This window comes from Aquibacillus salsiterrae, assembly GCF_028416595.1.
Taxonomy (GTDB): domain Bacteria; phylum Bacillota; class Bacilli; order Bacillales; family Amphibacillaceae; genus Aquibacillus_A; species Aquibacillus_A salsiterrae.
On sequence record NZ_JAMQKC010000007.1, the window covers coordinates 84,346 to 108,458 of the forward strand.

General features: G+C 37.5%; 26 protein-coding genes. 10 read left to right on the forward strand and 16 right to left on the reverse strand.

What is annotated here, in order from left to right; genetic code table 11:
• Window positions 1–1,038, reverse strand: a complete 1,038-nt coding sequence (gene hemE, locus NC799_RS10055; RefSeq protein ID WP_272446322.1) for a uroporphyrinogen decarboxylase — start codon at window positions 1,036–1,038, stop codon at window positions 1–3.
• A gap of 119 nt (window positions 1,039–1,157) precedes the next feature.
• Entirely contained in the window at window positions 1,158–3,311 is a 2,154-nt protein-coding gene (locus tag NC799_RS10060; RefSeq protein WP_272446323.1) for a PBP1A family penicillin-binding protein, read from the reverse strand.
• 297 nt (window positions 3,312–3,608) lie between these two features.
• On the opposite strand from NC799_RS10060, the gene NC799_RS10065 reads away from it, so the two are divergent.
• On the forward strand, window positions 3,609–4,115 hold the full coding sequence (locus tag NC799_RS10065) for an antibiotic biosynthesis monooxygenase family protein (protein ID WP_272446324.1): 507 nt from the start codon (window positions 3,609–3,611) through the stop codon (window positions 4,113–4,115).
• Window positions 4,116–4,866: 751 nt separating this feature from the next.
• Here NC799_RS10065 and NC799_RS10070 read toward each other — a convergent pair.
• The 5 genes from NC799_RS10070 to NC799_RS10090 all read right to left on the reverse strand — a co-directional run bounded on the left by NC799_RS10070 (window position 4,867) and on the right by NC799_RS10090 (window position 8,648).
• Window positions 4,867–5,313 carry a thioredoxin family protein gene (locus tag NC799_RS10070; RefSeq protein WP_272446325.1) on the reverse strand — a complete coding sequence of 149 codons (447 nt, stop codon included), beginning with the start codon at window positions 5,311–5,313 and terminating at the stop codon, window positions 4,867–4,869.
• Between the two features lie 2 nt (window positions 5,314–5,315).
• Entirely contained in the window at window positions 5,316–5,948 is a 633-nt protein-coding gene (locus NC799_RS10075; protein WP_272446326.1) for a response regulator, read from the reverse strand.
• A 48-nt stretch (window positions 5,949–5,996) separates the two neighbouring features.
• Entirely contained in the window at window positions 5,997–7,034 is a 1,038-nt protein-coding gene (locus tag NC799_RS10080) for a sensor histidine kinase (protein ID WP_272446327.1), read from the reverse strand.
• A gap of 11 nt (window positions 7,035–7,045) precedes the next feature.
• Window positions 7,046–7,819: a cell wall-active antibiotics response protein LiaF gene (gene liaF, locus NC799_RS10085; protein ID WP_272446328.1), complete on the reverse strand. Its 774-nt coding sequence runs from the start codon at window positions 7,817–7,819 to the stop codon at window positions 7,046–7,048.
• A 154-nt stretch (window positions 7,820–7,973) separates the two neighbouring features.
• Window positions 7,974–8,648, reverse strand: a complete 675-nt coding sequence (locus NC799_RS10090; RefSeq protein ID WP_272446329.1) for a phosphatase PAP2 family protein — start codon at window positions 8,646–8,648, stop codon at window positions 7,974–7,976.
• A gap of 143 nt (window positions 8,649–8,791) precedes the next feature.
• Here NC799_RS10090 and NC799_RS10095 point away from each other — a divergent pair, with 143 nt between their 5' ends.
• Together NC799_RS10095 and NC799_RS10100 are read left to right on the forward strand one after the other, a co-directional pair.
• Window positions 8,792–9,256 carry a ferritin-like domain-containing protein gene (locus tag NC799_RS10095; protein WP_272446330.1) on the forward strand — a complete coding sequence of 155 codons (465 nt, stop codon included), beginning with the start codon at window positions 8,792–8,794 and terminating at the stop codon, window positions 9,254–9,256.
• Between the two features lie 233 nt (window positions 9,257–9,489).
• Complete coding sequence (locus NC799_RS10100) at window positions 9,490–10,662, forward strand: amidohydrolase (RefSeq protein ID WP_272446331.1); 1,173 nt, start codon at window positions 9,490–9,492, stop codon at window positions 10,660–10,662.
• 147 nt (window positions 10,663–10,809) lie between these two features.
• Here NC799_RS10100 and NC799_RS10105 read toward each other — a convergent pair whose 3' ends face one another.
• Genes NC799_RS10105 through NC799_RS10115 form a run of 3 tightly spaced genes read right to left on the reverse strand, consistent with a single transcriptional unit; the run spans window position 10,810 to window position 13,485 of the window.
• Window positions 10,810–11,523: an EcsC family protein gene (locus NC799_RS10105; protein WP_272446332.1), complete on the reverse strand. Its 714-nt coding sequence runs from the start codon at window positions 11,521–11,523 to the stop codon at window positions 10,810–10,812.
• Window positions 11,524–11,534: 11 nt separating this feature from the next.
• Window positions 11,535–12,749: an ABC transporter permease gene (locus NC799_RS10110; RefSeq protein WP_272446333.1), complete on the reverse strand. Its 1,215-nt coding sequence runs from the start codon at window positions 12,747–12,749 to the stop codon at window positions 11,535–11,537.
• Entirely contained in the window at window positions 12,742–13,485 is a 744-nt protein-coding gene (locus NC799_RS10115; RefSeq protein ID WP_272446334.1) for an ABC transporter ATP-binding protein, read from the reverse strand. Before NC799_RS10115 ends, NC799_RS10110 begins: the two co-directional genes overlap by 8 nt.
• A gap of 495 nt (window positions 13,486–13,980) precedes the next feature.
• Here NC799_RS10115 and NC799_RS10120 point away from each other — a divergent pair, with 495 nt between their 5' ends.
• The 3 genes from NC799_RS10120 (at window position 13,981) to NC799_RS10130 (ending at window position 15,731) form a co-directional block, all read left to right on the forward strand.
• The gene (locus tag NC799_RS10120; protein WP_272446335.1) at window positions 13,981–14,415 is read left to right on the forward strand and encodes an HIT family protein; all 435 of its coding nucleotides are present in this window, start codon (window positions 13,981–13,983) and stop codon (window positions 14,413–14,415) included.
• Between the two features lie 213 nt (window positions 14,416–14,628).
• Entirely contained in the window at window positions 14,629–15,144 is a 516-nt protein-coding gene (locus NC799_RS10125; protein ID WP_272446336.1) for a tryptophan transporter, read from the forward strand.
• Between the two features lie 221 nt (window positions 15,145–15,365).
• The gene (locus NC799_RS10130) at window positions 15,366–15,731 is read left to right on the forward strand and encodes a YtxH domain-containing protein (protein ID WP_272446337.1); all 366 of its coding nucleotides are present in this window, start codon (window positions 15,366–15,368) and stop codon (window positions 15,729–15,731) included.
• A gap of 120 nt (window positions 15,732–15,851) precedes the next feature.
• Here the strand turns inward: NC799_RS10130 and NC799_RS10135 are convergent, their stop codons facing one another.
• From NC799_RS10135 to NC799_RS10145, 3 genes are all read right to left on the reverse strand, one after another.
• A complete protein-coding gene (locus tag NC799_RS10135) occupies window positions 15,852–16,817 on the reverse strand; it encodes a glycine betaine ABC transporter substrate-binding protein (RefSeq protein WP_272446338.1) in 966 nt (321 codons plus the stop codon).
• Window positions 16,818–16,887: 70 nt separating this feature from the next.
• On the reverse strand, window positions 16,888–17,724 hold the full coding sequence (locus NC799_RS10140) for an ABC transporter permease (protein WP_272446339.1): 837 nt from the start codon (window positions 17,722–17,724) through the stop codon (window positions 16,888–16,890).
• Window positions 17,717–18,916 carry a quaternary amine ABC transporter ATP-binding protein gene (locus NC799_RS10145; RefSeq protein WP_272446340.1) on the reverse strand — a complete coding sequence of 400 codons (1,200 nt, stop codon included), beginning with the start codon at window positions 18,914–18,916 and terminating at the stop codon, window positions 17,717–17,719. The genes NC799_RS10140 and NC799_RS10145 overlap by 8 nt, the downstream gene beginning before the upstream one ends.
• Window positions 18,917–19,200: 284 nt before the next feature.
• On the opposite strand from NC799_RS10145, the gene NC799_RS10150 reads away from it, so the two are divergent.
• Window positions 19,201–19,725 carry a GbsR/MarR family transcriptional regulator gene (locus NC799_RS10150; RefSeq protein WP_272446341.1) on the forward strand — a complete coding sequence of 175 codons (525 nt, stop codon included), beginning with the start codon at window positions 19,201–19,203 and terminating at the stop codon, window positions 19,723–19,725.
• Here NC799_RS10150 and NC799_RS10155 read toward each other — a convergent pair.
• Window positions 19,722–20,069, reverse strand: coding sequence for a DUF1878 family protein (locus NC799_RS10155; protein ID WP_272446342.1), 348 nt, complete (start codon window positions 20,067–20,069; stop codon window positions 19,722–19,724). The genes NC799_RS10150 and NC799_RS10155 overlap by 4 nt on opposite strands.
• A 254-nt stretch (window positions 20,070–20,323) precedes the next feature.
• On the opposite strand from NC799_RS10155, the gene NC799_RS10160 reads away from it, so the two are divergent.
• From NC799_RS10160 to NC799_RS10170, 3 genes are all read left to right on the forward strand, one after another.
• Window positions 20,324–20,857, forward strand: coding sequence for a DUF3267 domain-containing protein (locus NC799_RS10160; RefSeq protein ID WP_272446343.1), 534 nt, complete (start codon window positions 20,324–20,326; stop codon window positions 20,855–20,857).
• 274 nt (window positions 20,858–21,131) lie between these two features.
• Window positions 21,132–21,311, forward strand: a complete 180-nt coding sequence (locus NC799_RS10165; RefSeq protein ID WP_272446344.1) for a hypothetical protein — start codon at window positions 21,132–21,134, stop codon at window positions 21,309–21,311.
• A 236-nt stretch (window positions 21,312–21,547) separates the two neighbouring features.
• The gene (locus NC799_RS10170; RefSeq protein ID WP_272446345.1) at window positions 21,548–22,432 is read left to right on the forward strand and encodes a peptidylprolyl isomerase; all 885 of its coding nucleotides are present in this window, start codon (window positions 21,548–21,550) and stop codon (window positions 22,430–22,432) included.
• 156 nt (window positions 22,433–22,588) lie between these two features.
• Here the strand turns inward: NC799_RS10170 and NC799_RS10175 are convergent, their stop codons facing one another.
• Window positions 22,589–22,789, reverse strand: a complete 201-nt coding sequence (locus NC799_RS10175) for a sporulation YhaL family protein (protein ID WP_272446346.1) — start codon at window positions 22,787–22,789, stop codon at window positions 22,589–22,591.
• 86 nt (window positions 22,790–22,875) lie between these two features.
• Window positions 22,876–24,075, reverse strand: coding sequence for an MDR family MFS transporter (locus NC799_RS10180; protein WP_334313860.1), 1,200 nt, complete (start codon window positions 24,073–24,075; stop codon window positions 22,876–22,878).
• Window positions 24,076–24,113 lie beyond the last annotated feature (38 nt).

Consider the following 24,113-nt stretch of genomic DNA (forward strand, 5'->3'; position numbering starts at 1 on the left):
TTATTTTTTCGCTGAATACGTGTGGATAAACTCAGTTAATTTTTTCAGTACAGCAGGATCTATTTCTGGTGTGACACCATGCCCCAAATTAAAAACATAACCAGGCTGTGACTGTCCTTCGTCCAAAATTGCTTTCGTTCGTTGCTCAATGACTTGCCAATCGGACAGTAGTATAGCAGGGTCTAAATTGCCTTGTAACGTTTTCGTAATGCCTTGATTACGAGCTTCTGTAATTGACATACGCCAATCTAGCCCGAGGACATCCACCGGCAAGTCGTTCCATTCTAAGATTAAATGACGTGCACCAACACCAAACAGAATCAACGGGACACCTTCTGATTGTAATTCCGTAAAAATCCGCGTCATGACCGGTTTTATATAATAGCGATAATCTGCTTGATTTAATGTTCCAACCCACGAATCAAAGATTTGAAGTGCCTTAGCACCTGCTTTAATCTGTGACTTAGCGTAATTAATCGTCATGTCGCCTAGCTTGTCCATTAACGTAAACCATGTTCTTTCATCACTGTACATCATTGCTTTTGTTTTATGGTAATTCTTCGATGGACCACCTTCGACCATATAACTTGCGAGTGTAAATGGTGCTCCTGTAAAGCCAATTAAGGGAACATCTAATTGTTCTTCAGCAAGCAACCGTATCGTTTCTAATACGTAGGGAACATCTGACTCTGGATCAATCGTTCCGAGTTTCTCCACGTCTGAATAGGAACGTATAGGGTTATCTATCACTGGACCAATTCCTGATTTTATATCGACATCGACACCAATTGCCGGTAACGGGGACATGATATCTTTATATAAAATGGCCGCATCCACACCATATTGTTCGACCGGAAGCCTTGTAACATATGCACATAATTCAGGCTGATGCGTAATTTCAAATAGCGAATATTTTTCTTTTAATTCACGGTATTCCTTTTGCGACCTACCTGCTTGGCGCATATACCAGACCGGTGTGTAATCTGTCTTTTCACCTCGAAAGGCCTTGATCATTGTGTCGTTTATTTTTCTAACCATCTTTAGTTCACCCTTCGTCCTTAATCCATTCCATACAACACTATACCGATATAATGAACGCATGTATAGTAATTGCGATGAATTGTCACTAATTTGTAATTATTATAATCTAATACAATTTATAGTTCCACCTTGTTCGATTGTTTTCCAATTTCTTCTGTTAAAGGATTTACTGGTACAACATAATAACTTTCTTTAGTAAAGATACTAATTCGGTCAATTGTATATGTTCCTTGCCCAGTAACCTCTCCAATCTTAACCGATCCTGTCTTTCCTGATTTAAAAATATAATAGACAATTCGCTCATCGTCACCTGGTGTCCAGGTTAACTTGCCTTTGAGCATAAAACCTCCAAGCTTATATGAGAGCTTCAAATCATCTATTGTAGGTAAGCTTGCAACTGGTTCTTCTAACTCATCGACATTTGGCGGAAGTCTGAAGTCATCATTTAATGGTTGCTGTTTATCTAACTCTGCCAGAATCGCCTTTGCTAACAGCGTAGGAGCAGCACTCCCCTTAGTTAAATAATGGGTTTCATCTGATTCATCGTACCCCATCCAAAGTGCTGTTACGTAGTCGGGGGTAAATCCAACAAACCAAGCATCCTTAAAAAAGCCTGGTGCTAGTGGATGCTGTGTTGATCCTGTTTTACCTGCAAGTGCCTTTTGGTATACACCACCCTGGGCAGTGCCAGAATTCACCACTTCCTCTAGAATCCTGACCATGTTCCAGGCGATCTGTTTAGTGAAAACTTCTCGACTTTCTCGTAACGGTTTCGGTAAGGGTTGACCTGAATGGTTAATAATATCACTTATGGCAATGGATTGTATCCACTCACCTTGATGGATAAACGTACGATAACCTTCTGCAAGCTTAAGCGGAGATAGTCCTGTTTCTAGTCCTCCAAGCGCTATTGCAAGTCCTTGATCTTGGATGGAAATGTCCATCTTTTCCAAAAATGTTTTGCTATAGTTTATCCCAATTTTATTTAATAGCCAAACAGCTGGGACGTTCTTTGACTCGATAATGGCATCGTACATGGAAACGTTCCCTGCATACTGTCCATCTGCATTAGCAACGGTGTATCCATCAATACTTTGGTACTCATCTTTTAAGCTACTATAGGGATTGTACTCTTCTAACATCATAGCAGGACCATAAACGGCAATCGGCTTCATGACTGAGCCAGGTTGCCTTGGAACTTCAGCCCTGTTAAGTCTACCTGGTTCAAAATTTCTACCGCCAAGTACTGCTTCTAACTCCCCTGTCTGTTCATTTAGTAAAATAAAGGATGCCTCGACACCGGGTGTAGAACCAAAATAAAACTGGTCATCTTGAAGCTTTTCATAAGCGATGCGCTGGGCAGTTTCATTGACATTTGCCACAATCTGATAACCACCCCGCTTAAGTTCTGCAGGGCTAAGCTGATAGTTTCTCTCTGCTTCTTTAATTACGAGATCGAGGTAACTCTCCATCGAAGGCAAATTTTCTGGTTCTGTTATGTTAATACCTAAAGTTTTCCCTTGCGATTCAAGCATTTGTTCAACAGATAGTAAATCTAAACGATTCATCTGCGTTAAGACTAAATCACGACGCTCTTTCGCCTTCTCAGGATTGTTTAGTGGGGAATACGTATTAGGTGCTTTCGCTAAAGCGGCGAGCATCGCCCCCTCTTCGATCGTTAACTCGTTTACATCTTTACCAAAATAAAACATCGACGCCGTCCCTATTCCATATATCCCGTGGGCAAAATAAATATCATTTAAATACAACTCTAAGATTTTCTTCTTACTTATCGTTCTTTCCAAATAAATCGAAGCCATAACCTCTTTTGTCTTCCTCATCCATGTTTTATCATTGTTAAGAAAAAGGTTTTTAGCTAATTGTTGTGTAATGGTGCTTCCACCCTCCACTTTATTCATCGCAAGAATATCTCGATAAACAGCACGGATAACAGACGGGAATGACACGCCAGCATGCTGATAAAATCGTTGGTCTTCGATAGCGATAAATGCATTTTGCACATATTCTGGAATGTCAGCTATCGATACCAAGCTTCTATTTTCCGAGTAAATTTCCCCAATCACATTTCCCTTTTTTGAAAGGACTACTGATTTTTCCGGCAAAATTAAATTCTTTTCATTAAATACAAATTGTCCACCAAATAGGATAAACAAGTAACCAAGTAGACTAAGAAGCATTGTAGCTGTAACAATTAACAGCGGCCACTTCAGTTGGATTAACTTTTTAGGAAGCATATTAACAACCTTCAATCAACAATCCCCTCCTAAGAAAAGCGAAAGTCGTTCCTGCTCTTTTCTTATGACATCTTCCCTCATTATATGACAGTTTTCGTCAAACATAAAGGAATGGCATTTTGTAGGGCGCCTTGCCCACCCCCGACAAGCTTAAGGGGGTAGGCGCCCGGAGTTAGACAGCTCTTGGATTTTTTATATTTTCTTATTTGTTAAAGTAGTTAGAAACTTGGATATACTGCTAATTGTAATTGCTAATTTAATGGATTGGTTGCTAAACTAGTTATATAGAACGTAACCGAAAGGGGAATGATGATGAACGCATATATGACGAATGGAAGCTTTGATATTTTGTATAAAATTAAGGATAAATACCCCAACAAAGACTTCTACTTTATGCATGATAACCAAACAACACTAGCCTACTACGAAGATGCGGAAAAAACGAAATTTGCTACAGCTAGAGAATATGAAGTCGTTATTTCAAACGGCACGATACAAACGGATGGATTTGTTGTGATGAACAATATTCCAGTCACGGATGAGGGCCGACCAATCTTTGAAGATCAATTTAAGCAAAGGTCGGGTTCAATGGACAGTGTACCAGGCTTTTATGCCTTACGTGTACTTCGTCCAAAACGTGGGAATACTTATGTAGTATTTGTGCAGTGGAAAGACGAACAAAGCTACGAAAGATGGAAGAACTCTGGAAATTTTGCCAAAGCACACAAAAAAACAGACGGAGTTAAAAAAAGCGCACCATACTCCGCAGGCCCATCCTACGTTACCACCTACCATATGGCGGATTTAACCGAAGGATAAGAAAAGCGCAGGGTGCGCCTTTGTCAGCCTAACAGATTTTAGTTCCGATTCAGCCATTCTGTCGATGATGATGCCTCTTATCGACATATTTAAGTTTCGTTTCAGCCATTCTGTCGATGATGATGCCCTTTATCGACAGATTTGTGTTCCGATTCATCCATTCTGTCGATGATGATGCCTCTTATCGACAGATTTTAGTTCCGATTCATCCATTCTGTCGATGATGATGCCTCTTATCGACAGATTTTAGTTTCGTTTCAGCCATTCTGTCGATGATGATGCCTCTTATCGACAGATTTTAGTTTCGTTTCAGCCATTCTGTCGATGATGATGCCTCTTATCGACAGATTTGTGTTCCGATTCAGCCATTCTGTCGATGATGATGCCTCTTACCTACAGATTTTAGTTTCGTTTCAGCCATTCTGTCGATGATGATGCCTCTTATCGACAGATTTTAGTTTCGTTTCAGCCATTCTGTCGATGATGATGCCTCTTATCTACAGATTTAAGTTTTGTTTCAGCCATTCTGTCGATGATGATGCCCTTTATCGACAGATTTGTGTTCCGATTCATCCATTCTGTCGATGATGATGCCTCTTATCGACAGATTTAAGTTTCGTTTCAGCCATTCTGTCGATGATGATGCCTCTTATCTACAGATTTAAGTTTCGTTTCAGCCATTCTGTCGATGATGATGCCTCTTATCGACATAAGGCAAGCTTAAGCAGAAAATATATGCAGCTTTCGTTTCTTACGTTAATAAAAAATGGCCGTCCGAATAAATCGACGACGGCCATTTTTCATGCAATACATTTGTATTGAAAAAATCTTCAAATTTCTCCTTAGGCTGTGCACCAGTGATACGAGCCGCTTCTTCCCCACCATCAAAATGAACTAATGTTGGTGTACCTTCAATGTCATACGTGTCCCACTCTGCCGGAAATTCAAGTAGATTTAGCTTTTTCATATTTACACCTAGGTCGTCGGTTATTGGCACAAGGATAGGAGTGGTTTTTTGACAGTATATACACGTTGGACTGTAAAAATAAATCGTAACTTCCTCGCCGTTTTCTAGCTTTGAACTTAATTCATCTGGCAAAATTTGATTCTGATACAACGGGTCGTCTAGTTGATCAATGGTAGCTTGATCAACTGTTTCCTTGTTATATGGAAAAAAATCGAGGAAGTAAAAAACCATGTTTATTTTCTAATCAATCCATTTTTGTGTGCATATACAGCCGCTTGTGTCCGGTCATTTACATGGAGCTTACTTAATATATTGCTCACATGTGTTTTCACTGTTTTAATACCTATGTACAACTGTTCACTAATCTCTTGGTTAGTTAGTCCCTCACCAATACACAATAACACTTCTAATTCTCGGTCTGTTAGTTGGTCATGAGGTTTACGTTGGGTAGTCCTAAAGCTTGTCATCATTTTGCTTGCTACTTTTGACTCTATTACATTTTCTCCGTTAAAAGCCTTTTTTATTGCTGTTGCAATAGTGTCAGCCGATGAAGTCTTAAGAATATAACTAAATGCACCGGCTTCTAGTGCCGGGAACACTTGTTCATCATCATAATAACTAGTTAAAATTATTACTTTCGTAGTAGGAATAGCATCCATGATTTTCTTTGTAGCCTCGATGCCCGTACCATCCTCCATGATTAAATCCATAAGAACGACATCAGGTTTTTGCTCAATTACAACTTTTGCACCCTCATTTCCACTTGAAGCTTCCCCTACTATTTCCAAATCCGGTTCGGTCATTAAATAAGAGATGACGCCCTTTCTTACTACGTCATGATCATCTATAACTACTACACGAATCATCTATCGTACTCCCACTTTCTGAATAATTTTACCTTCCAACTAGCATATCTACAGTGGTATTCGAATATCGATATGCGTCCCTTCTCCTTGCTTGGAACGTATTGCAAATGTTCCACCTATTTCTTCTGTCCGTTCTCTCATTGTTTTTAACCCGTAAGAGGCCTTTTTCTGTTGGTATGTTCCCATGTCAAACCCTTTCCCATTATCAGCTATATGTACAAAAAATTCTTTGTTACGTTTGGCAAACTCTACATTTACCTCGGTTGCGTCCGCATGCCGCATCGTGTTAGAAAGAGATTCCTGAATAATCCGAAATAAATGCTCGGCTGTGGACTCAGACATCCCTTCTACTTCCTGTAGATCAAGATGAAAGTCGATATGGCACTTTTGCTTCAATTCTTCCACTAAATTCTCAATACCCTCACGTAAAGGTTCACCAGATAGATCAATTGGGCGCAAGTGTAATAATAATGCCCGCATCTCAGTTTGGGCTTTTAGGGCGGCTTCTGCGATGTCTTCCATTTGTTCCCTTGCTTTATCCGGACTTCGATCCAGTAAACGTAAACACGCCTGCGACATCATTGTTAGTGCAAACAATTGTTGACTGACAGCATCATGTAGATCTCGAGCCAACCGTTGTCTTTCTTCTATTGTTGCTGCTTTACCTGCTGTTTTGGCATACTCCGCCTTTTCATCAGCTAGTCGTTGTAATGACTTTACTTGTCCTTGCATTTTTTCCCCTAGTTCATTGAGTTCTGATCCAATTCTAGCAATCTCATCATCAGCATTATCATAGACACGTGAGGAATAATTCCCTCGGGCTAGTTGTGCAATCAACACAGATAAATAATCTAGTCGCTCTTTCATATCCCCACTAGACTTAAAGCCAATATAAAAAGAAAAAAGAAACGCTACTACAACATATAATATAATAAAGACGAAAATACTAGTGACACTTAACCAATTAGGCTGAAATAACACGTAGATAGATAATACTATGGCCATTAGTGTCACAGTTGTTAGAAACAATCCATATAAGTGCGAGCGTATATAGGCATATCTAATTGAATTTAGTCTTTTTAACAAATTCTGTCCCCCTATACCCGATCAACCCGAATGGAACCTGCTTTTAAATGTAGATAAATGTTTAACTTTCTAGTTGATTCGGCAAAATTTGGTGTAGCATAAATAATTTGGCGGTTAATTCCTTCCGCATTTTGACCAAACACATGAATATCCCCAGCCTTAACATGGGCTTCAAGTGTAAACTCCACATTTTCAGGCATTAGAATACGAATATCCCCTGCCCAACCTTGGATGCTAATCGGAATCTCTTTATCTGGTATGAAAGCTTTCGTGAAATCAATGTGGTAATCTCCTACTGCATTCCACAGTTCCAGTGGCTCTACTGTCCAATTAGGGGTATTAAATTTGTGATCACCAATTGCGAAGCTTTGCCTCTTTCCGTACACCTTCTCCGTATTCGCATGATCATCTGAATCAAAAATAAATTGGAATGTCTTTTTCTTGTTTCGCTTATTCGTTGTTCCAAACAAACTAAAGCCAATGTAGATAATAAGTAATGGCCACAACTTATAGACATCACGAAACGAGAAATCCAACAGGTTGAACCGGTCGGAAAGAAGGAGTCCACCAAAAATAACGAAAAAGGACCCCATTCCTAGCCCACCCTTCCCCTTCAAACCTGTCCACATCCATTTAAAACCGACTAAAACAAAAAATAAGGGATAGATATAATACCATGCCTCGGCAAACTCCCACGAAACAACACCAACATTAGTTAGTACGAGTGCAATCCCAAATAAAATAATTAGAATGGCAATTATATTTTTCAGGAAATTGTTTTTCATTCCATTCACCCTTCACAAAAATCATACTTACTATTTAAACCTTCCTTGAAGCTTAGACTTAGTCCACGTGTCCCTTTCAATGAAACTACTATACTTCTTCTTCACACCATTGTAAATAACAACTGCCGGTCATATAACGACCGGCAGAATGGTTTTATCTACGTCTAGAGACTGATTTCCAAATGACAATCTTCCCTTTCCAAGTAAACAAGTACTCGTATATTTTAATACAAAGCAACAAGCAGACAACTCCAAAGGCAAAACCTGCGAGGACATCTGTTAAATAGTGAACGCGGATGACATACCTGCTCATGCCAATTAAGATGATAAGGATGATTCCAATCAAATTAATTCGAAATGCTAATTTCGTAGATTTTACGTACTTAATAGTGAAATATATAACTAGCCCATATACAATAACAGATATCATTGCATGGCCAGATGGAAAACTATATCCTATCCCCTCAGCCTCGGCAAAAATCCTTGGGCGCTCTCGTTCCACATTGATTTTGATCCAATAGTTTAATTTGTGCCCTAAATAGGGACCAACAAGTGCCACGATGCTCGCCAACCAATCTTTTGTATAAAACCAAAGTCCTATTGCAAATAGAATACTTAACGGGGTAAGAAAAGTCGATGAACCGAGCTCAGTTATCCATCGAAACACCTCAAAAATAACTGTATCCTCTAAACCAACTGCAAATGGCATTGCCCATTTATCAATGATAGGCATATCCGTATACCTAACTCGTAATAGTACAACTAAACCAGTAACGAGAGCAAGCATTAAAAACGACAAATAAAAATTAAACCGTATACTTCGATTCATCTTATCCTCTCCATTTCCAAATTACATTAATCCCTTCTAAGATTATATGTAGACAAGTATATAAAATTATTTTTTTACACATGTTTATCCAATCAATTATTGGGAAATAATATCTATAAATCTATTAAACAGGAGGATTCCAAATGGCAGACAATGTACGTAAATTTAAAGAAGATAGCAAAATTCAAGAATTAGTTGACGGGTTAAACGAGGATTTAGCAAATGAATACGCAGCTACAATAATGTACACGTACAATGCATCTGTAGTTACTGGATTATACAGAACCGTGCTAAAGCCATTTTTCGAAAAAGAAATTAGTGATGAAATTGGGCATGCACAATATTTATCAGACAAAATCAAGACATTAGGTGGAACGCCGACTACGACGCCAACAAAGGTAAAACAAGTAACGCATGTTAAGGAAATGTTAGAACAAGCAAGGGATGCTGAGCGAGATACTATTAAACGGTATGAACAAAGAAAACAGCAAGCTTTGGGCCTCGGTTTGACTGAACTTGTCGTAAAACTGGAAGACATGATTGCAGATGAAACAAATCATAAAGATGAGCTAGATCGTCTGTTAGCTGATCCCTCCTTTTCCAAATGATAAGGAAAGCAAATGTAACCATTCTTTTTCACTTCCTTATTGTAGCAAAGATGTTCCATAGTTGGGACATCTTTTTCTTTTAAAAGAGAAGACAGTATAAAAAAATCCAAGAGCTGTCTAGGTCCGGGCGCGACTTGCGCTTTTCTTAAAGGTTATTGAGTGGAGAGCATTGATTCTCTCTGATTAGGATAAATGGTATAATAATAATCAATAGTGAAGGGGGAGAATAAATTTTGTGGAACACTATTATCGAAGAAATGGATAAGTATTATGACGAAATGGTTGAGATGAGAAGATACTTACACCAATACCCTGAACTCTCTTTTCAAGAAGAAAAGACAGTCAGCTATATTAAAAATAAATATGATCAATTAGGCATCCCTTATCAGGCCAATGTAGGCGGCAACGGTGTTATCGCCACACTTTCAGGTGGGAAACCCGGCAAGAAAATTGCACTTAGAGCAGACTTCGACGGGCTTCCAATTCAAGATGAAAAGGATGTTCCTTATAAATCTAAGGTTGATGGTGTCATGCATGCTTGTGCTCATGACGGACATACAGCAACACTTCTTACGATTGCAAAAATTATGAAAAAATACCAAACAGAGCTTCCTGGGACAATTGTTTTTGTCCACCAACATGCCGAAGAGTTAGCACCAGGTGGCGCCAAGTCAATTGTCGACTCTGGTGTACTGGATGATGTCGATGCCGTTTTTGGTACACATTTGTGGTCAAACACACCTTATGGAGTTATCGAAACCTCACCAAAGGAATTCATGGCAGGTGCTGACCGCTTTTCGATAAAGATTCAAGGAAAAGGTGGTCATGGAGCGATTCCTCACCAAACAAAAGATGCCATTGTGATTGGGGCACAGGTTGTCACAAACCTACAACAAGTCGTAAGTCGGAGAATAGATCCCTTGAATACTGCCGTTCTTTCAATTGGTACATTTAACGCAGGTAGTACATTCAACATAATCGCTGATACGTGTACCATTACGGGAACGGTTCGTACCTTTGATCCTTTATTACAAAACCAAATCATTGATGAAATGGAAAAAGTAATTAAAGGTACGTGTATCGGTTATGACGCAACGTATACGTTTGATTATGAAAAGGGCTATCCGCCAGTTGTAAATCATCCAAAGGAAGCTGCGTTAGTGTTAGAGGCGGCTGCAATGGTTGAAGGAGTGGAGAAAGCTATCAATGTAGTTCCAAGTATGACTGGTGAAGATTTTTCCTATTACTTACTGAAAAAACCCGGTGCATTCTTTTTCACTGGAGCTCAAATTGAGGGTAATTTCCAACCCCACCATCACCCAAAATTCGATATCGATGAACGAGCAATGGTTTTAGCAGCAAAAACACTTATTAATATTGTTGCCTTATATCAACAAAAACAGTAACACTAGCCAAACTAATGAAGACATCCAAATTTAAAAGGCGCATAACATCGTTTTCAATCTTATGCGCCTCCCTTCCGCGTTCTTATAGAATTTACCGATTAGACCCGGCAATTTTCACTTACCAGACACCAATCGAATACGAAAAAATTATCGAAGAAGTCGAAACCGGTACATATTCATTGCACTTTCCCCTAATTGCCCAATTAACTTCTTATTGGCCATTGCTCCTACTACTGCCCCAAAACCAGGAATTAATTGTAGCATTTTAACAAAGTCAATCGTGTCCCGATATTCCAATTGTAGTGACTTCCAATCTAATTCTTGTAATGAATCCTTGTTCATTTCCCAGTTTATTAGTAGCTCCAACACATTTTTTTGCTTTTGATCGCTTGAAAAAGTTAACATGAAAATGTAGAGAAGATACAAACGCTCTTGATAATTCTTGACATCGAAACCATACAGTTGTCCCGCATCGAATAATAACTTCATTTTTATACTTAGGAGTAAAGGGAAGTCTACCATCCCGAGTAAAAATCCTCCTGCTCCAGTTCCTGCCCCTTCTAACATCGCAGTATGTCGGTACTGCTTCATGCGATTCTTTAATACTTGCTCCCGCTGTTGTAATGGCCAAGCATCATCAACCTCAATCGGGTAAATATACTCAGAGGTAGTTAGCGCCACCTCTACCATCCTTTTAATACTCTCGGTTATTACTGCATGTACTTTCTCTGGTATCCTTTGATTAAGCTTCTCTTGAACATGCTTAGTCGAACGTTGAATAACCGAACTGTTCCGCGTCAGGGAGCGTACATACCGCTTTGCTTCTTTTAAAGCTTGTTGCTCGTATGAATTATCCCTCATAATCCCTCTCCTTAAACCAATCGTTTTTTCACAAAACCATGAATAAAGACATAACTAAACAGAAAACCACCTATCCATACGACTGCTAACCCTAACAAGTTTCCAATGAAAACAAATAGTAAGCCAAAAATGATGGTTTGAACAATCATAAGCTGCATCAGCCATTTAACAAGAGCAGCCTGTCTCCATTCCTTTTTCAATGGATATAGATCTAACCATGCAATTGTCCGGTGATGCTGCCACAGCGTCATCATTTGAAAACCACTTAGGTAAAGAAATAACAGGCTAAACACTATTTTCATCCATAAATTTGGTATAAAGTAGATACATAATCCACCAATAATGATTAACCTCAGATACATTCCTAGGTAGTCCCCACTTCTAATAAAAGTAATCCGGTAAAGGTAATGATAAGATTGCTCCTGTGAAAAATTGATTCGACTCGTGACAGCAGCAACAAGCGAATGACGCTTTTTGATTGCTGTTTTAAGCTGTGGTACATCAGTAAACATGTTAGCTATTCGATAAAATGTGTGCATCCTTTCCCTGTCTTTTTCCACTAGTAAGTCCCAAGCAATTCCAGGATATTGTCTAGACAGAAAATAGTTATAAATAAATAAACCAAACAAAAGGATTGTAACAATTCCAGATAAAACCATTTCCCCTTTAACAAAAAAGTAAAAAATAACGATCGTTAACACAAGCCGAATCAATGTATCCAATACTCTTGTCCGTCTGTCTCTTATTTTTAACATCCACCAATTGGCTAATAGGCTCCATACCTTTAACACGAGTAACACTACTATCGCCACTAAATACTGTGTTGTTGGTTTGTTAGGGTATGTGGCGAAATAAAGCGGTCCAAGTGCAGCTGCAATAAGTAACACCAAATACAACTGAATCAAGAAGCTGTATAAAAGACTAAGCCAAAAATAACCATCCATCTTATGTTCTGCTGGTAGTAAGAAGACTAAGTCTGCTTCTTTTAATAGCGTTCTTACCGGACTATAGCTCGTTACAAGGCCAAACAGGATTGCGATAATTGCAGCAGTCGGAAACCGGTCTGGAATCTGTACAAGCCAAGCCTGATAATAATAGGCAAGTGCTGAAACAAGAAACAACATCGCAAATACAAGATGTCCATTAAAGATATATTTTAAATAGCGACTCACCTCTAGCATGTGTGAGGAAAATCGTTGGATGAAAAATTGTTTGGAATTAAACATGATGCTCTTCCTTTGTTAACTGGACATAAATATCATCTAATGTAGCAGAAGGCATATCAAATTCCTCGCGTAAGTCCTTTAACGTTCCTTTTGCTCGAACCTTCCCATCGTGTAGTATAACAATCCGGTCGCAATACCTTTCTGCAGTAGCTAATATGTGAGTCGACATTAATACCCCTGCACCTTTTTCTTTCATTTCGTTCATTAACTGTAAGTACGATTGAATGCCAAGTGGATCTAAACCAACAAAAGGTTCGTCAACAATATATAGCTCAGGCTGTACTAAAAAAGCACACATAATCATGACTTTTTGTCTCATTCCTTTTGAGAAGTGAATCGGGAACCACTTTAACTTTTTTTCAAGCCTAAATTCTTGTAATAATGGCTTTAACCGCTGTTTAAATGTTTTCTCTGGTAAGTTATAGGCCATAGCTGTCAAACGAAGGTGTTCATATAACGTTAATTCATCATATAATAATGGCATTTCAGGAATGTAGGAAAACTTGCTACGGTAAGCCTCAGGTGCTTGTTCAAATGTTTTACCTAAAATCGAGACACTCCCCTTTTTTGCCTGCATTAAACCGATGATGTGCTTAATTGTTGTACTTTTCCCTGCACCATTTAAACCAATTAATCCGACAATTTCGTTTGGATAAACATCAAAAGATACACCATGTAATACATTTTTATGGGTGTATCCCCCTTCTAAATTTTCTATATGTAATAAAGGATTCAAACTGTTCCCTCCCGTATTCATTCGTTCATTCAAATTTTACCATCTTAGTCTAGCTTTGCCAAAAATATTCCCTGTATATAAATTGCTTTAGTTGACCATAATAGTTACTGAAGGAGTTGGATGACACTTTTACGCAGGCAACCTTTGAAATGAGGTGTTCGTGAAAGATCATCAAAAATTTTCAGAAACCAGAACACACTACCAATAAAATGGGGTGTTGACAGAAGATCATCAACAGTTTTAGAAACCGATAAGATTACACTACCACAGCCAAATGGGGTGTTGACGAAAGGTTTATAAGCTAAAGATGAATCTCCAATGGTAAAAAAATGATTTGATGTTAAATCCTCTCCTTCAAGAGCGGGTTGGTCCATGGTAGTCAATAGACGAACATGGAATCCAACCCGCTTATTTTTTGTCAACTCGCCTTTTTTGCTTTACATAATAAGTGGACTATAGATACAATTAGAAAAAATAATAAAGGAGACGATTCCGTTGAGCCAAACAAACGATTGCATTTTTTGTAAAATAATTAATGGTGATATCCCATCAGCTAAAGTGTATGAAGATGATCAAGTTTATGCGTTTTTAGATATTAGTCAAGTCACCAAAGGACATACACTTGTTATCCCAAAACAACATGCGAAAGATATTTATGATACACCTGAAGATGTAGCGAAAAATTTGTTCAGTCGTGTGCCAAAGTTAGCGAATGCTATTAAAGAAGCTTATCAACCAGTTGGCATTAATATTCTTAATAACAACGGAGAACAAGCAGGCCAGTCTGTGTTTCACTTACATATCCACCTTATTCCTAGATACGGTGAAGAAGATGGCTTCGGTGCAGTTTGGAAAACGAATAATAGTGCTTATACGTCAGAAGATTTAACCAAAATCGCTGATACAATTAATTCTTATGTAAAATCTTAAGATTTAGACTCTATACAAGATAGATAGGAAAGTTCATAAACAAATATCTAGCTTCGTTCGTCTAGCCCGGCTTTGGACAAGTACTCTTTGTAGCATATATTTTGGATGTTTTTTATAAAGGTATAATTTGTTATAATAGTACTAACCTTTGCAGTCGGCAACATGTGCACAGCTGCAAAAGTTAGTAGCCCTGAGCTTTTAGGAGAGATTAGTATGAAGACAAAAATTTTAGTTATCCTTGCCCTATTTATTGGCATAGGCACAGTACTCCACACCATTGCACCACCTATTTTATTTGGTATGAGACCAGACATTATGTTACCAATGATGTTCCTAGGTATCCTATTATTCCCTAAGCCATCTTACGTTTTATTATTATCGATAGCTACAGGAGTAATATCAGCTTTAACAACGACGGTGCCTGGTGGTCAAATTTCAAATATTGTGGATAAGCCGATTACAGCATTTATCTTTTTTGGGTTATTTCTACTTGTTCGCAATCAACCGATCAGAATTTCAGCTCCTATTTTAGCTGCTATTGGTACTATGGTTAGTGGAACAGTGTTCCTTGTAATGGCCCTTTATGTAATTGGACTATTGCCAGGGTCTTTCTTTGCACTATTTAGTGCTGTGGTATTACCTGCAACACTTTTCAACGTTATCTTTATTGTGATTTTATACCCAATTGTTAATAAAATCATGGAAAGATCACAGGTCGTTACTGATTAACTGTTCTTTTGAAGAACTACTCTGGCATATTAAATACCAGAGTAGTTTTTTTATTTCTCGTGGCTTCGCTTGCTTATGCCTGCCTGAAGCTTTGTAATTCACTCTAAGCTTCTTATCATTTATCCATCCTTATCTTTTTAAAAAAATAGCTATAAAATTCATGTTTTTTGTCTACAAAAAAAGAGAAAATAGTATAATAAAGAGAGAAAGGAGTGAAAGCAATGGTACATGGAAAATCTTTACTACTTGGCATCTTAGCGGGTGGGGTTGTAAGTGGCACTGCTACCTTATTTAGTGCACCGACTTCAGGCAGAGAGTTACGCACACAAGCAAAAGAACGTGGTGAGGAGATTATTCATTCTGTTGACAAACTTAAAACAGACGGTCGCCATCTAACAGAACAAATAGCTAAAAGTTCTAAAGAAGGAGCTTTACTAATTAAAGATTTATCAGAGGAGATGAAATCCTCGATAGAACACTTTAGAAGTACAATTGCTCCACACCAAAAGAATATTCAGAAATATTTAGCTCAAATTGAGGAAAGCTTAAAGGAATTAGAAGAAAAAACTCGGCAAGCAAATGAATAGCTTATCACATCTTCTAATACATGTGTGTCATCACTCCAGTAAGAACGGAAAATAAATAATGCCTATAGCATACCAATCACATTGGTATGCTACAAGCTTTGCTGATACATTACTTTTCAATTATTCTAATCCAGCAACCCATTCGCTTACTTTATCTTGGTTATCTTCCACCCAAGCTTTAGCAGCTTCCTCTGGCTCAGTTCCATTTTGAATATCTAACATAACTGCTTCCATATCAGCTGGAGTCCAGTTAAATTGATCCAAAATTTGGTATGCAGCAGGGCTATCTTCTTCTAGTCCTTTTCGTACCATTGTTCCGATATATTCTTCCCCACCAAACGATCCTTTAGGGTCTTCTAAATACTTAAGATCATATTGGGCAAACATCCAGTGCGGTGTCCATCCAGTAACTACAATTGGCTCTTCATTAGAAATTGCTTCACCTAAAGAAGTAGCCATAGCACCACTTGATGATGGTTGGACTTCAAAATCTTCTAAACCATAATCCTCCACTGCTTTCTCTGCAGCTTTAACAACGCCAGCACCAGGCTCGATACCAGTAATCTTTCCATCAAGCTCATCAGCATAGTTAGCCAAGTCTCCGATTGTTGTCGCATCCATATATTCAGGAACAACTAACCCAATCTTTGCACCAGTTAAGTTTTCACCTAAATCAACTACTTGATCTTTATATTCCTCATATAAATCAGCATGTGTTGCCGGTAACCACGCAGCTACCATTCCATCAGTTTCTCCTTGTGCGACCGACTGCCACATATAACTATTATCAAGCGGTGTTACAGTTACGTCATACCCTTGGTTTCTAAGTACTTCTGCAATAACATTAGTAGACGCTACCTCAGAATCCCATGTCACATAAACCAATTCTAATTCCTCATTACCAAGTGCGACACCTTCACTAGCACTATCCTCACTATTTGTATCATTTGTTTCTTCCGTAGCCTCTCCACTGTCAGCTCCACCATTATCATCTGTCTCTTCTTCAGCACTACCACAAGCCGCTAATACTAACGACAGTGCTAAAACTGCCAATAATCCTAGATGTTTCCACGTTAATTTAAACATTTTAATAAATTCTCCCCTTTTCTTTAATTTGTATATGGTTAACTTTCCATTGAGAAAAGTATCCAACGATCTATTTTTTGTTTAAGTTTTGCGTAAATCTGTCAATAATGATTGCTAGGATAACAATACCAATACCAGCAACAAAACCAGCACCTACTTGCGCACGTTGTAAGGCAGATAATACTTCTCTACCTAACCCAGGTGCACCAATCATCGATGCAATAACTACCATAGAAAGTGATAGCATGACAGTTTGATTAATACCTGCCATAATTGTTCGTTTAGCCATCGGTAGCTCTACCTTAAACAATTTTTGCGAACCAGTTGTACCAAACGCGTCAGCTGCTTCCACTAGTTCAGTTGATACTTGACGTATCCCCAAATTGGTAAATCGGACGGTCGGTGGTGTTGCAAAAATTAGCGATGCAAAAATACCTGGTACAATTCCGATTCCAAAAAAAGCAACAGCCGGAATTAAGTAAACAAATGCAGGCATTGTTTGCATGAAGTCAAGAATTGGCGTAATAATAACTTCAGCCGTCTTACTCTTCGCCATTAAAATCCCTACTGGTACACCAATTATTACTGACAAAATACTAGAGATAAGTACTAAAGCGAAAGTATACATTAACTCTTCCCATAGTCCTTGGTTATAGATAAACCACAAGCCTACAATGGAAAAAATCGGTAAACCAATCCGTTTTTTGCTTATAAAGAATGTTACGATTGCAATGACTGCAATAACAAGAGTTGGCGGTATTCCTACTAAAAACTCCGCAAATCTTTCCATGAAATCGCCAAATTGATTTTTTATTGGATCGAATAAAAAGGAAAATGTGTTTGTTATCCATTTCGTTATTTCTTTAACTGCTTCGGCAACTGGTAATTTATCAATAAAATCAAGCATGATCCAATCTCACCTCACTCTCTCCAGCTAGTGCAGCAATAACAGCACCTCGAACGATGATTCCATGAAGTTTACCATGTTCAACCACTGCAACTGGAACTGGCGAATTATGAATTATTTCAAAGATATCGTGCATGGACGTGTCCTTTTGAACAGTTGGTACGTCTGTTCTTAAAATCTGTTTGATATCACGAATATCCTTATTACGTGCTTCCATTGCGTCATCTGCTGTGACGTATCCTTTCAAGTTGCGTTTACTGTCGATGACGTAAATACTAGATAATCCTTCATCCTTCATCCGTTCTAACGCAACCCTTGGACCGTGTTTCTCAAGATTAATCGTTTCTGGTCGTTTCATGATGTGTTCGGCTGTAAGAACTTTCGAACGATCAACATCTTCCACAAATTTTTCTACATAGTCATTGGCCGGATTAACTAGAATTTCTTCTGGGGTTCCTATTTGTACAATTGAACCATCCTTCATTAACGCAATTCTGTCCCCAATTCGTAACGCCTCGTCTAAATCATGGGTGATAAAGATGATTGTCTTTTTCATCGTTTCTTGTAATTCTAATAACTCATCTTGCATATCTTTTCGGATGAGAGGGTCTAACGCAGAAAATGCCTCATCCATCAGTAATACTTCTGGGTCATTAGCCAAAGCTCTAGCTAGACCTACTCTTTGTTGCATACCACCAGATAATTGTTCTGGATATTGATGGATATAATCTGTTAAGCCAACTAACTCTAGAGATTCTTTCGCCCGTTTGCTTCTCTCACCTTTTTCAATGCCTTGGATTTCAAGACCAAATTCAGCATTTTCTAAAATAGTACGGTGTGGGAAAAGGGCAAATTTTTGGAATACCATACTTAGTTTTTCTCTGCGTACTTTACGTAAAACTTGATTATCAACCCTTGCAAGGTCTTCTCCACCTACCAAAACACTTCCTTCAGTTGGTTCTATAAGACGATTTAGTAACCGAACTAATGTTGATTTACCACTACCAGATAAACCCATAATGACAAATACTTCCCCTTCTTCCACCTCAAAGGAAGCTCGATTCACACCAACTGTACACCCTGTTTTCTTTAAGATTTCTTCTTTTGATTTTCCTTTATCTAAAAGCTTAAGTGCTTCTTTAACGTTCTTGCCAAATACTTTAGATAAGTTATCTACTTTAATAATTGACAAACTATTCACCTCTCTTACCAAATTAAATATTACATATTGGACATTTTAGAAACGGACAATCTCGTTCACCTTTTATACTATACTCTGTTTTGCGAGTAAAATTCAAACCGAAAAAACCAATGTATTAGTTTGTATTTTTCGTACAGTTTATTCTGTACGAACTTTAAGAAGAGTTTCCTTTCTTTTTCGTCATTTTCCTCTAAATTCCACCTATTAACCCTATTTCCAATCTCTGCCCATCTATTGTAACCTAATAGTAGTAATGGGTTGTTAGGGAGGATTTTATGGCTGAGAAGCAAATTGAGAAAATAAATAATGTTATTGTTACTGAATTTGCCAAAACAATAGAAATGTTTGACTTATCCCCGTCTGAAGCAAGACTATTTTCCATCCTCTATCTAGAAGGTAAACCAATGACGTTAGATGAAATGAGTAAAGCACTAGGTAAAAGCAAAACGTCTATTAGTATGGGAATCAGAAACCTTTTGGACTTAAATTTAGTATCACGAGTTTGGAAAAAGGGCGTTCGAAAGGATTTATATGTAGCTGAAGAAAGTTTATATAAGAAATTTATGACATCATTTATCCACAAATGGTTAGAAGCAACAACAAGACAAAAGCTTTCTCTCAAAGAAATTGAAAAGGACTTGGAGGTGAAAAAAGAGTTGTTTACCGGTGAGGAAATGGACGAAGAATTTTACGAGGCTTTCTCTAGGCTAAAAGAAATGATAGCGTTTCATCAATCCATTGAAAAAGCATTCAAACAGATAAAACCCCCCTCAAAGTTTCACTCTAATATTCAGGATTAATTCGTTTTTACACGTTGCTTATGTGCATCGAGAAATACATCCATCAAGGAAGGGTAATGCCCTTCCTTTTTTAATGCATCAATCGTCTCAAATGGATTTAATTTAGTAGTTAACATCCCAACAAAATGCAGTAATAGTGGTTCGAAATTAAGAAAACCTTCTTCTTTTTGTTGGATAAATTCATCGTTAAGCTTGTCTAATAAATGAAAAATCTCTTCATATTCTTCTTCTGTTAGCTGATGTTGGATAACTAATTTTGTAAAAGGAAATCTCTTTAGATCACTAGTTTGTGTAAGCAATTTAATCTGAAATAATAAATTTTCCATCTTTCCATTAGTACCCATCCGAAAGTTCCTCCTACAACATACGATTTTTATAACGAACCAACCATTTTCATTTCATTTATTTGTAGTACCAGATTAGTATAGTTTACTCGTTTACTTTTGTACATTTAGCTGTATTTAATTTGGCTTTTTCACTTTTTACTAAAAAAGTATTGATTTTTACCTAGAAACGTACTATATTCGTTGAGGGATAAGTACAGGAACCCTTTCCCACACACACATTTTAACACTGGCTAGTAAAGGGGGAATTGATGATGAATTGCTGGAAAACAATTAACGTTACCAGAGAATTCGGTGTCAATCGCATTTATGTTGTTTCTTTATTATTAGGTATGTTATCTTTCATATTTCTTTATCTACCATTTTCAATTATTAATCAAACTCATGAATTAAAAGACCATGGATTCATCCCTTTAGTAGTAGGGTTAGCATTGTTGCCTTTGGTACACAACCTTATGCACATTTTACCATTGTTCCTAGTAAATCGACGATTAAAAATTAAATGGCAATTTAAAAAAGGAATCATACCAATTATATCAAATTTAAGTAAATCAAAGATGTCAAAGTATACAACTGTTTTCTCATTATTAGCACCGACACTATTCTTAACAGTACCAGGGCTAATATCTAGTTATTTATTTGTTGACTATTATGCTTATTTCTTAATTTTCACTGCATTTAATATTGGTTTATCTTTCACTGATTTTCTATATATCCAACACCTTCTAAGAGCACCTCGAAAATGTATTGTGGAAAATGATCAAGATGGCTATGATATATTAGTATAAAAGCGAAAGCGCCTTGGTCAGACTAAGGAGAGCTAGACAGTCTTGGATTTTTTATACTTCTTATCTTTTAGAACTAATAGCTGATTAAAGTAAGTATCACTTTGTTTCCTAAAGTCCCATGCAATTTGATGGATATTTTTTGTTGTCCGTCATATGATTGGATAATAGGCAAAAGTGATAATACTTAGTCAGCTTTTTTATTCCCTTCTAAACCTGTTCAATTTGCTCATTTTTTGATAAAGTAGTTTCATAGGCAAAAGGAGGTCACTGATCAATGGTAATAGTTTTTGTATTCTTTGCTTTTTTCGTACTGTTTTTATTCAACTCACTAACATTAAAGCTGTGTATTCAAACGGAAATGTCGAAGGAACGCCAACCAAATGTTTTTCGAACAATTAATATCCTAGTGACAATTTTGTTAATTTCTTCCTACGTTGAAGTATTATACACATAAAATAAATGAGTTAAAAGAAATGTCGGAAGTTCCCTTTTTAATTGGGTAGTTCGGGCATTTTTTTTGGACAATCTTGTTTTTTGGACAGGTATTAACTATGGAAAAAGTAAGGAAATTGTCCCGGGAACTATTTTTTTTACATAAAAATGTGGTATATTATTTCAAGAGCCTGTACAACTTGGTTATGTTAAATAAAAATTACTTAGGTAAAAGTAAAGATTAGGAGTGTTCATGTAATGAAGAAATGGATAATTGCAGCAACAATGACAGCAGGAATAATAACTTTAGCTGCTTGCTCACAGGATGACCCCGAAACGGTTGTTGAAACAGAAGCAGGAGATATTACAAAAGAGGAATTTTATCAAGAATTAAAGAGTGAAAATGGTAGTGCTGTATTACAGCAAATGGTTATGAAAAAAGTGTTAGAGAGTCAATATGAAATAGAAGATAGTGCAGTCGATGATCAAATTGATCAGCTAAAAGAACAATATGGAGACCAGTTTGATATGGTTCTTCAACAAAGTGGATATACAGACGAAGATGCGTTTCGTGAGGCAGTAAGATTAAGTATGATTCAAGAAAAGGTATTAACGGAGAATATTGATGTATCTGACGAAGAAATTCAACAACGTTATGACCGGATGCAAACGGAAGTTGAAGCTAGTCATATTCTTGTAGATGATGAAGAAACGGCTAATGAAGTAATTAGTAAATTGAACAATGGTGAAAACTTCGCAGACCTTGCTAAGGAGTATTCCCAAGATCCTGGTTCCGCTGACAAAGGTGGCGAGTTAGGATTCTTCGGTGTTGGTCAAATGGTTCCAGAATTCGAGAATGCTGCGTACTCGCTTGAAGTCGGCGAACTTAGTGAGCCTGTCCAATCATCGAACGGATGGCATGTCATTAAAGTAACAGACAAACGTGAGACGGATACAGAGCTTGATCCATTGGAAGATATGAAAGATGATTTGCGTAGAGAAATTGCAAACAGTAAAATCTCTAACGAAGATGCACAAGCCAAGATTCAAAAGATTATGGATGATGCAAAAATAGACGTTAAAATTGAAGAGTTTAAGGATTTATTTGAACAACCGGAACAAACAGCACAAGCAGCAGAATAATACTTACGAGTCGCTTGGCGCTTTGAAAAGTGATCTCATATAGAGTTTTTATCTGTTGGTGCAAAAAGGTCGAACCATAGCTGGTTCGACCTTTTTTTACGTATAAAATTCAGAAGATGTCTTGTCTTAACTGATAAATAAAATGAATCCCGCTGCTTACTCTGACATTAATTCAGGACTAGTCTTTTTCTTTTTCTCCCGTTCTTGTTCAATCCGTTCCATGTATACCTTCCCTTGGCTCTCAATAAATTGTTGTTCAAGCTTGCGTTCTGCTAACATGGCCCGAAATGACATATATCCACTAAAGAAGATAAAGAAAATAAACATATATACCCACCATGGGACACCCAAAATCATAATTTTTTCCTCCCCTTGTCCTACTTTGTAACAAGTATATGTGGACGAGAGTTAAAATATGATGAAAGAATATGAATAGAGTTTATCTAACTGTATCGCCTATCCATTTTCTTAAACATTATAAAATAAACACCACCACTAACAAACGCTAATAATCCAAGAATGATAAAAACAAATGTATAAGACATATAATTGCTTAATATCAAACTGATAGGCGCAACTAGCTTACCAACTGTAAATCTTAGACTTGCTGCAGAAAAATATTGCCCTCGCATGTTTTCCGGTGCCAGTCTTGAAACAAAACTTTCTTGTATTCCGACAATCATTAATTCAGCGGTAGTAAAAATAGCCATCGCAAGCAGGAAAATCCATACATTTTGGGATAGTCCATAAATAATGATTCCTATTCCGTACAAAAAACTAGAGGCTACAAATACACGCCGTTCTTTAAATTTATTCATCACTCTCGTAATAGATACTGTAAACAGTGCCACCAACAGACCATTTTCAGCCAAAACTAGCGCAAAGGCTGTTTCACCAGAGACAGAAAGATTCCTTTCACCAAACTGTAGTAGCGATTGGTACTGAATAACTTCACTTGTATACACAGCGATTAATAAGTCCAACTGCATAAACGTTTGAGCGACGAGAACACCTGCAATGATAAATAGCAAAAAAGTTTTATCTTTAGCAATTACACGATAGTCACTTAGTTCATCCCAAATTGCTTTATACCATCTAGTATCTGCAGACTTTAGACGTTCTTTAAACACTGCCGTTTCTCCAAGATATTTCTGCAAAACAACCATCAGAACTGCGGTCAACACAAAGCCCGCTACTAACATCTCAAATCGATAATGATAAAAGACAAAACTCCCTATAATTGGGCCAACAACAACAGCAATATTAATTGATGTATAGAATACGGCGAACACCGATGAACGGTTTTTTTCACTTACTACATCAGCTACCATTGCATGGGATGCAGGCCAATACAGCGCTCCCCAGACACCTAACATGGTGAACGATAAAAACGTTAAGGTAGGAGATGTGTACCACGGGGAATTTGCGATGGCAAAAAGGACAAAAGTCAAACACTGTCCAGCCGTTGATAAAACCATCATCCGCTTTCTGCCAAATCTGTCTGCACAATAACCGCCAACTAAACTTGCGATGACGGAGAAGGCTTGTGAAAGGATCAATAATAATCCTGCATTTTCTTTTCCAAATGACTTTTCAAAAAATATTGTCATAAAGGGGAAATAAGACCAAAATAGAAAATTCATCGTCCCTTCCCCAAAAAGACGAATTTTTAAATTTCGAT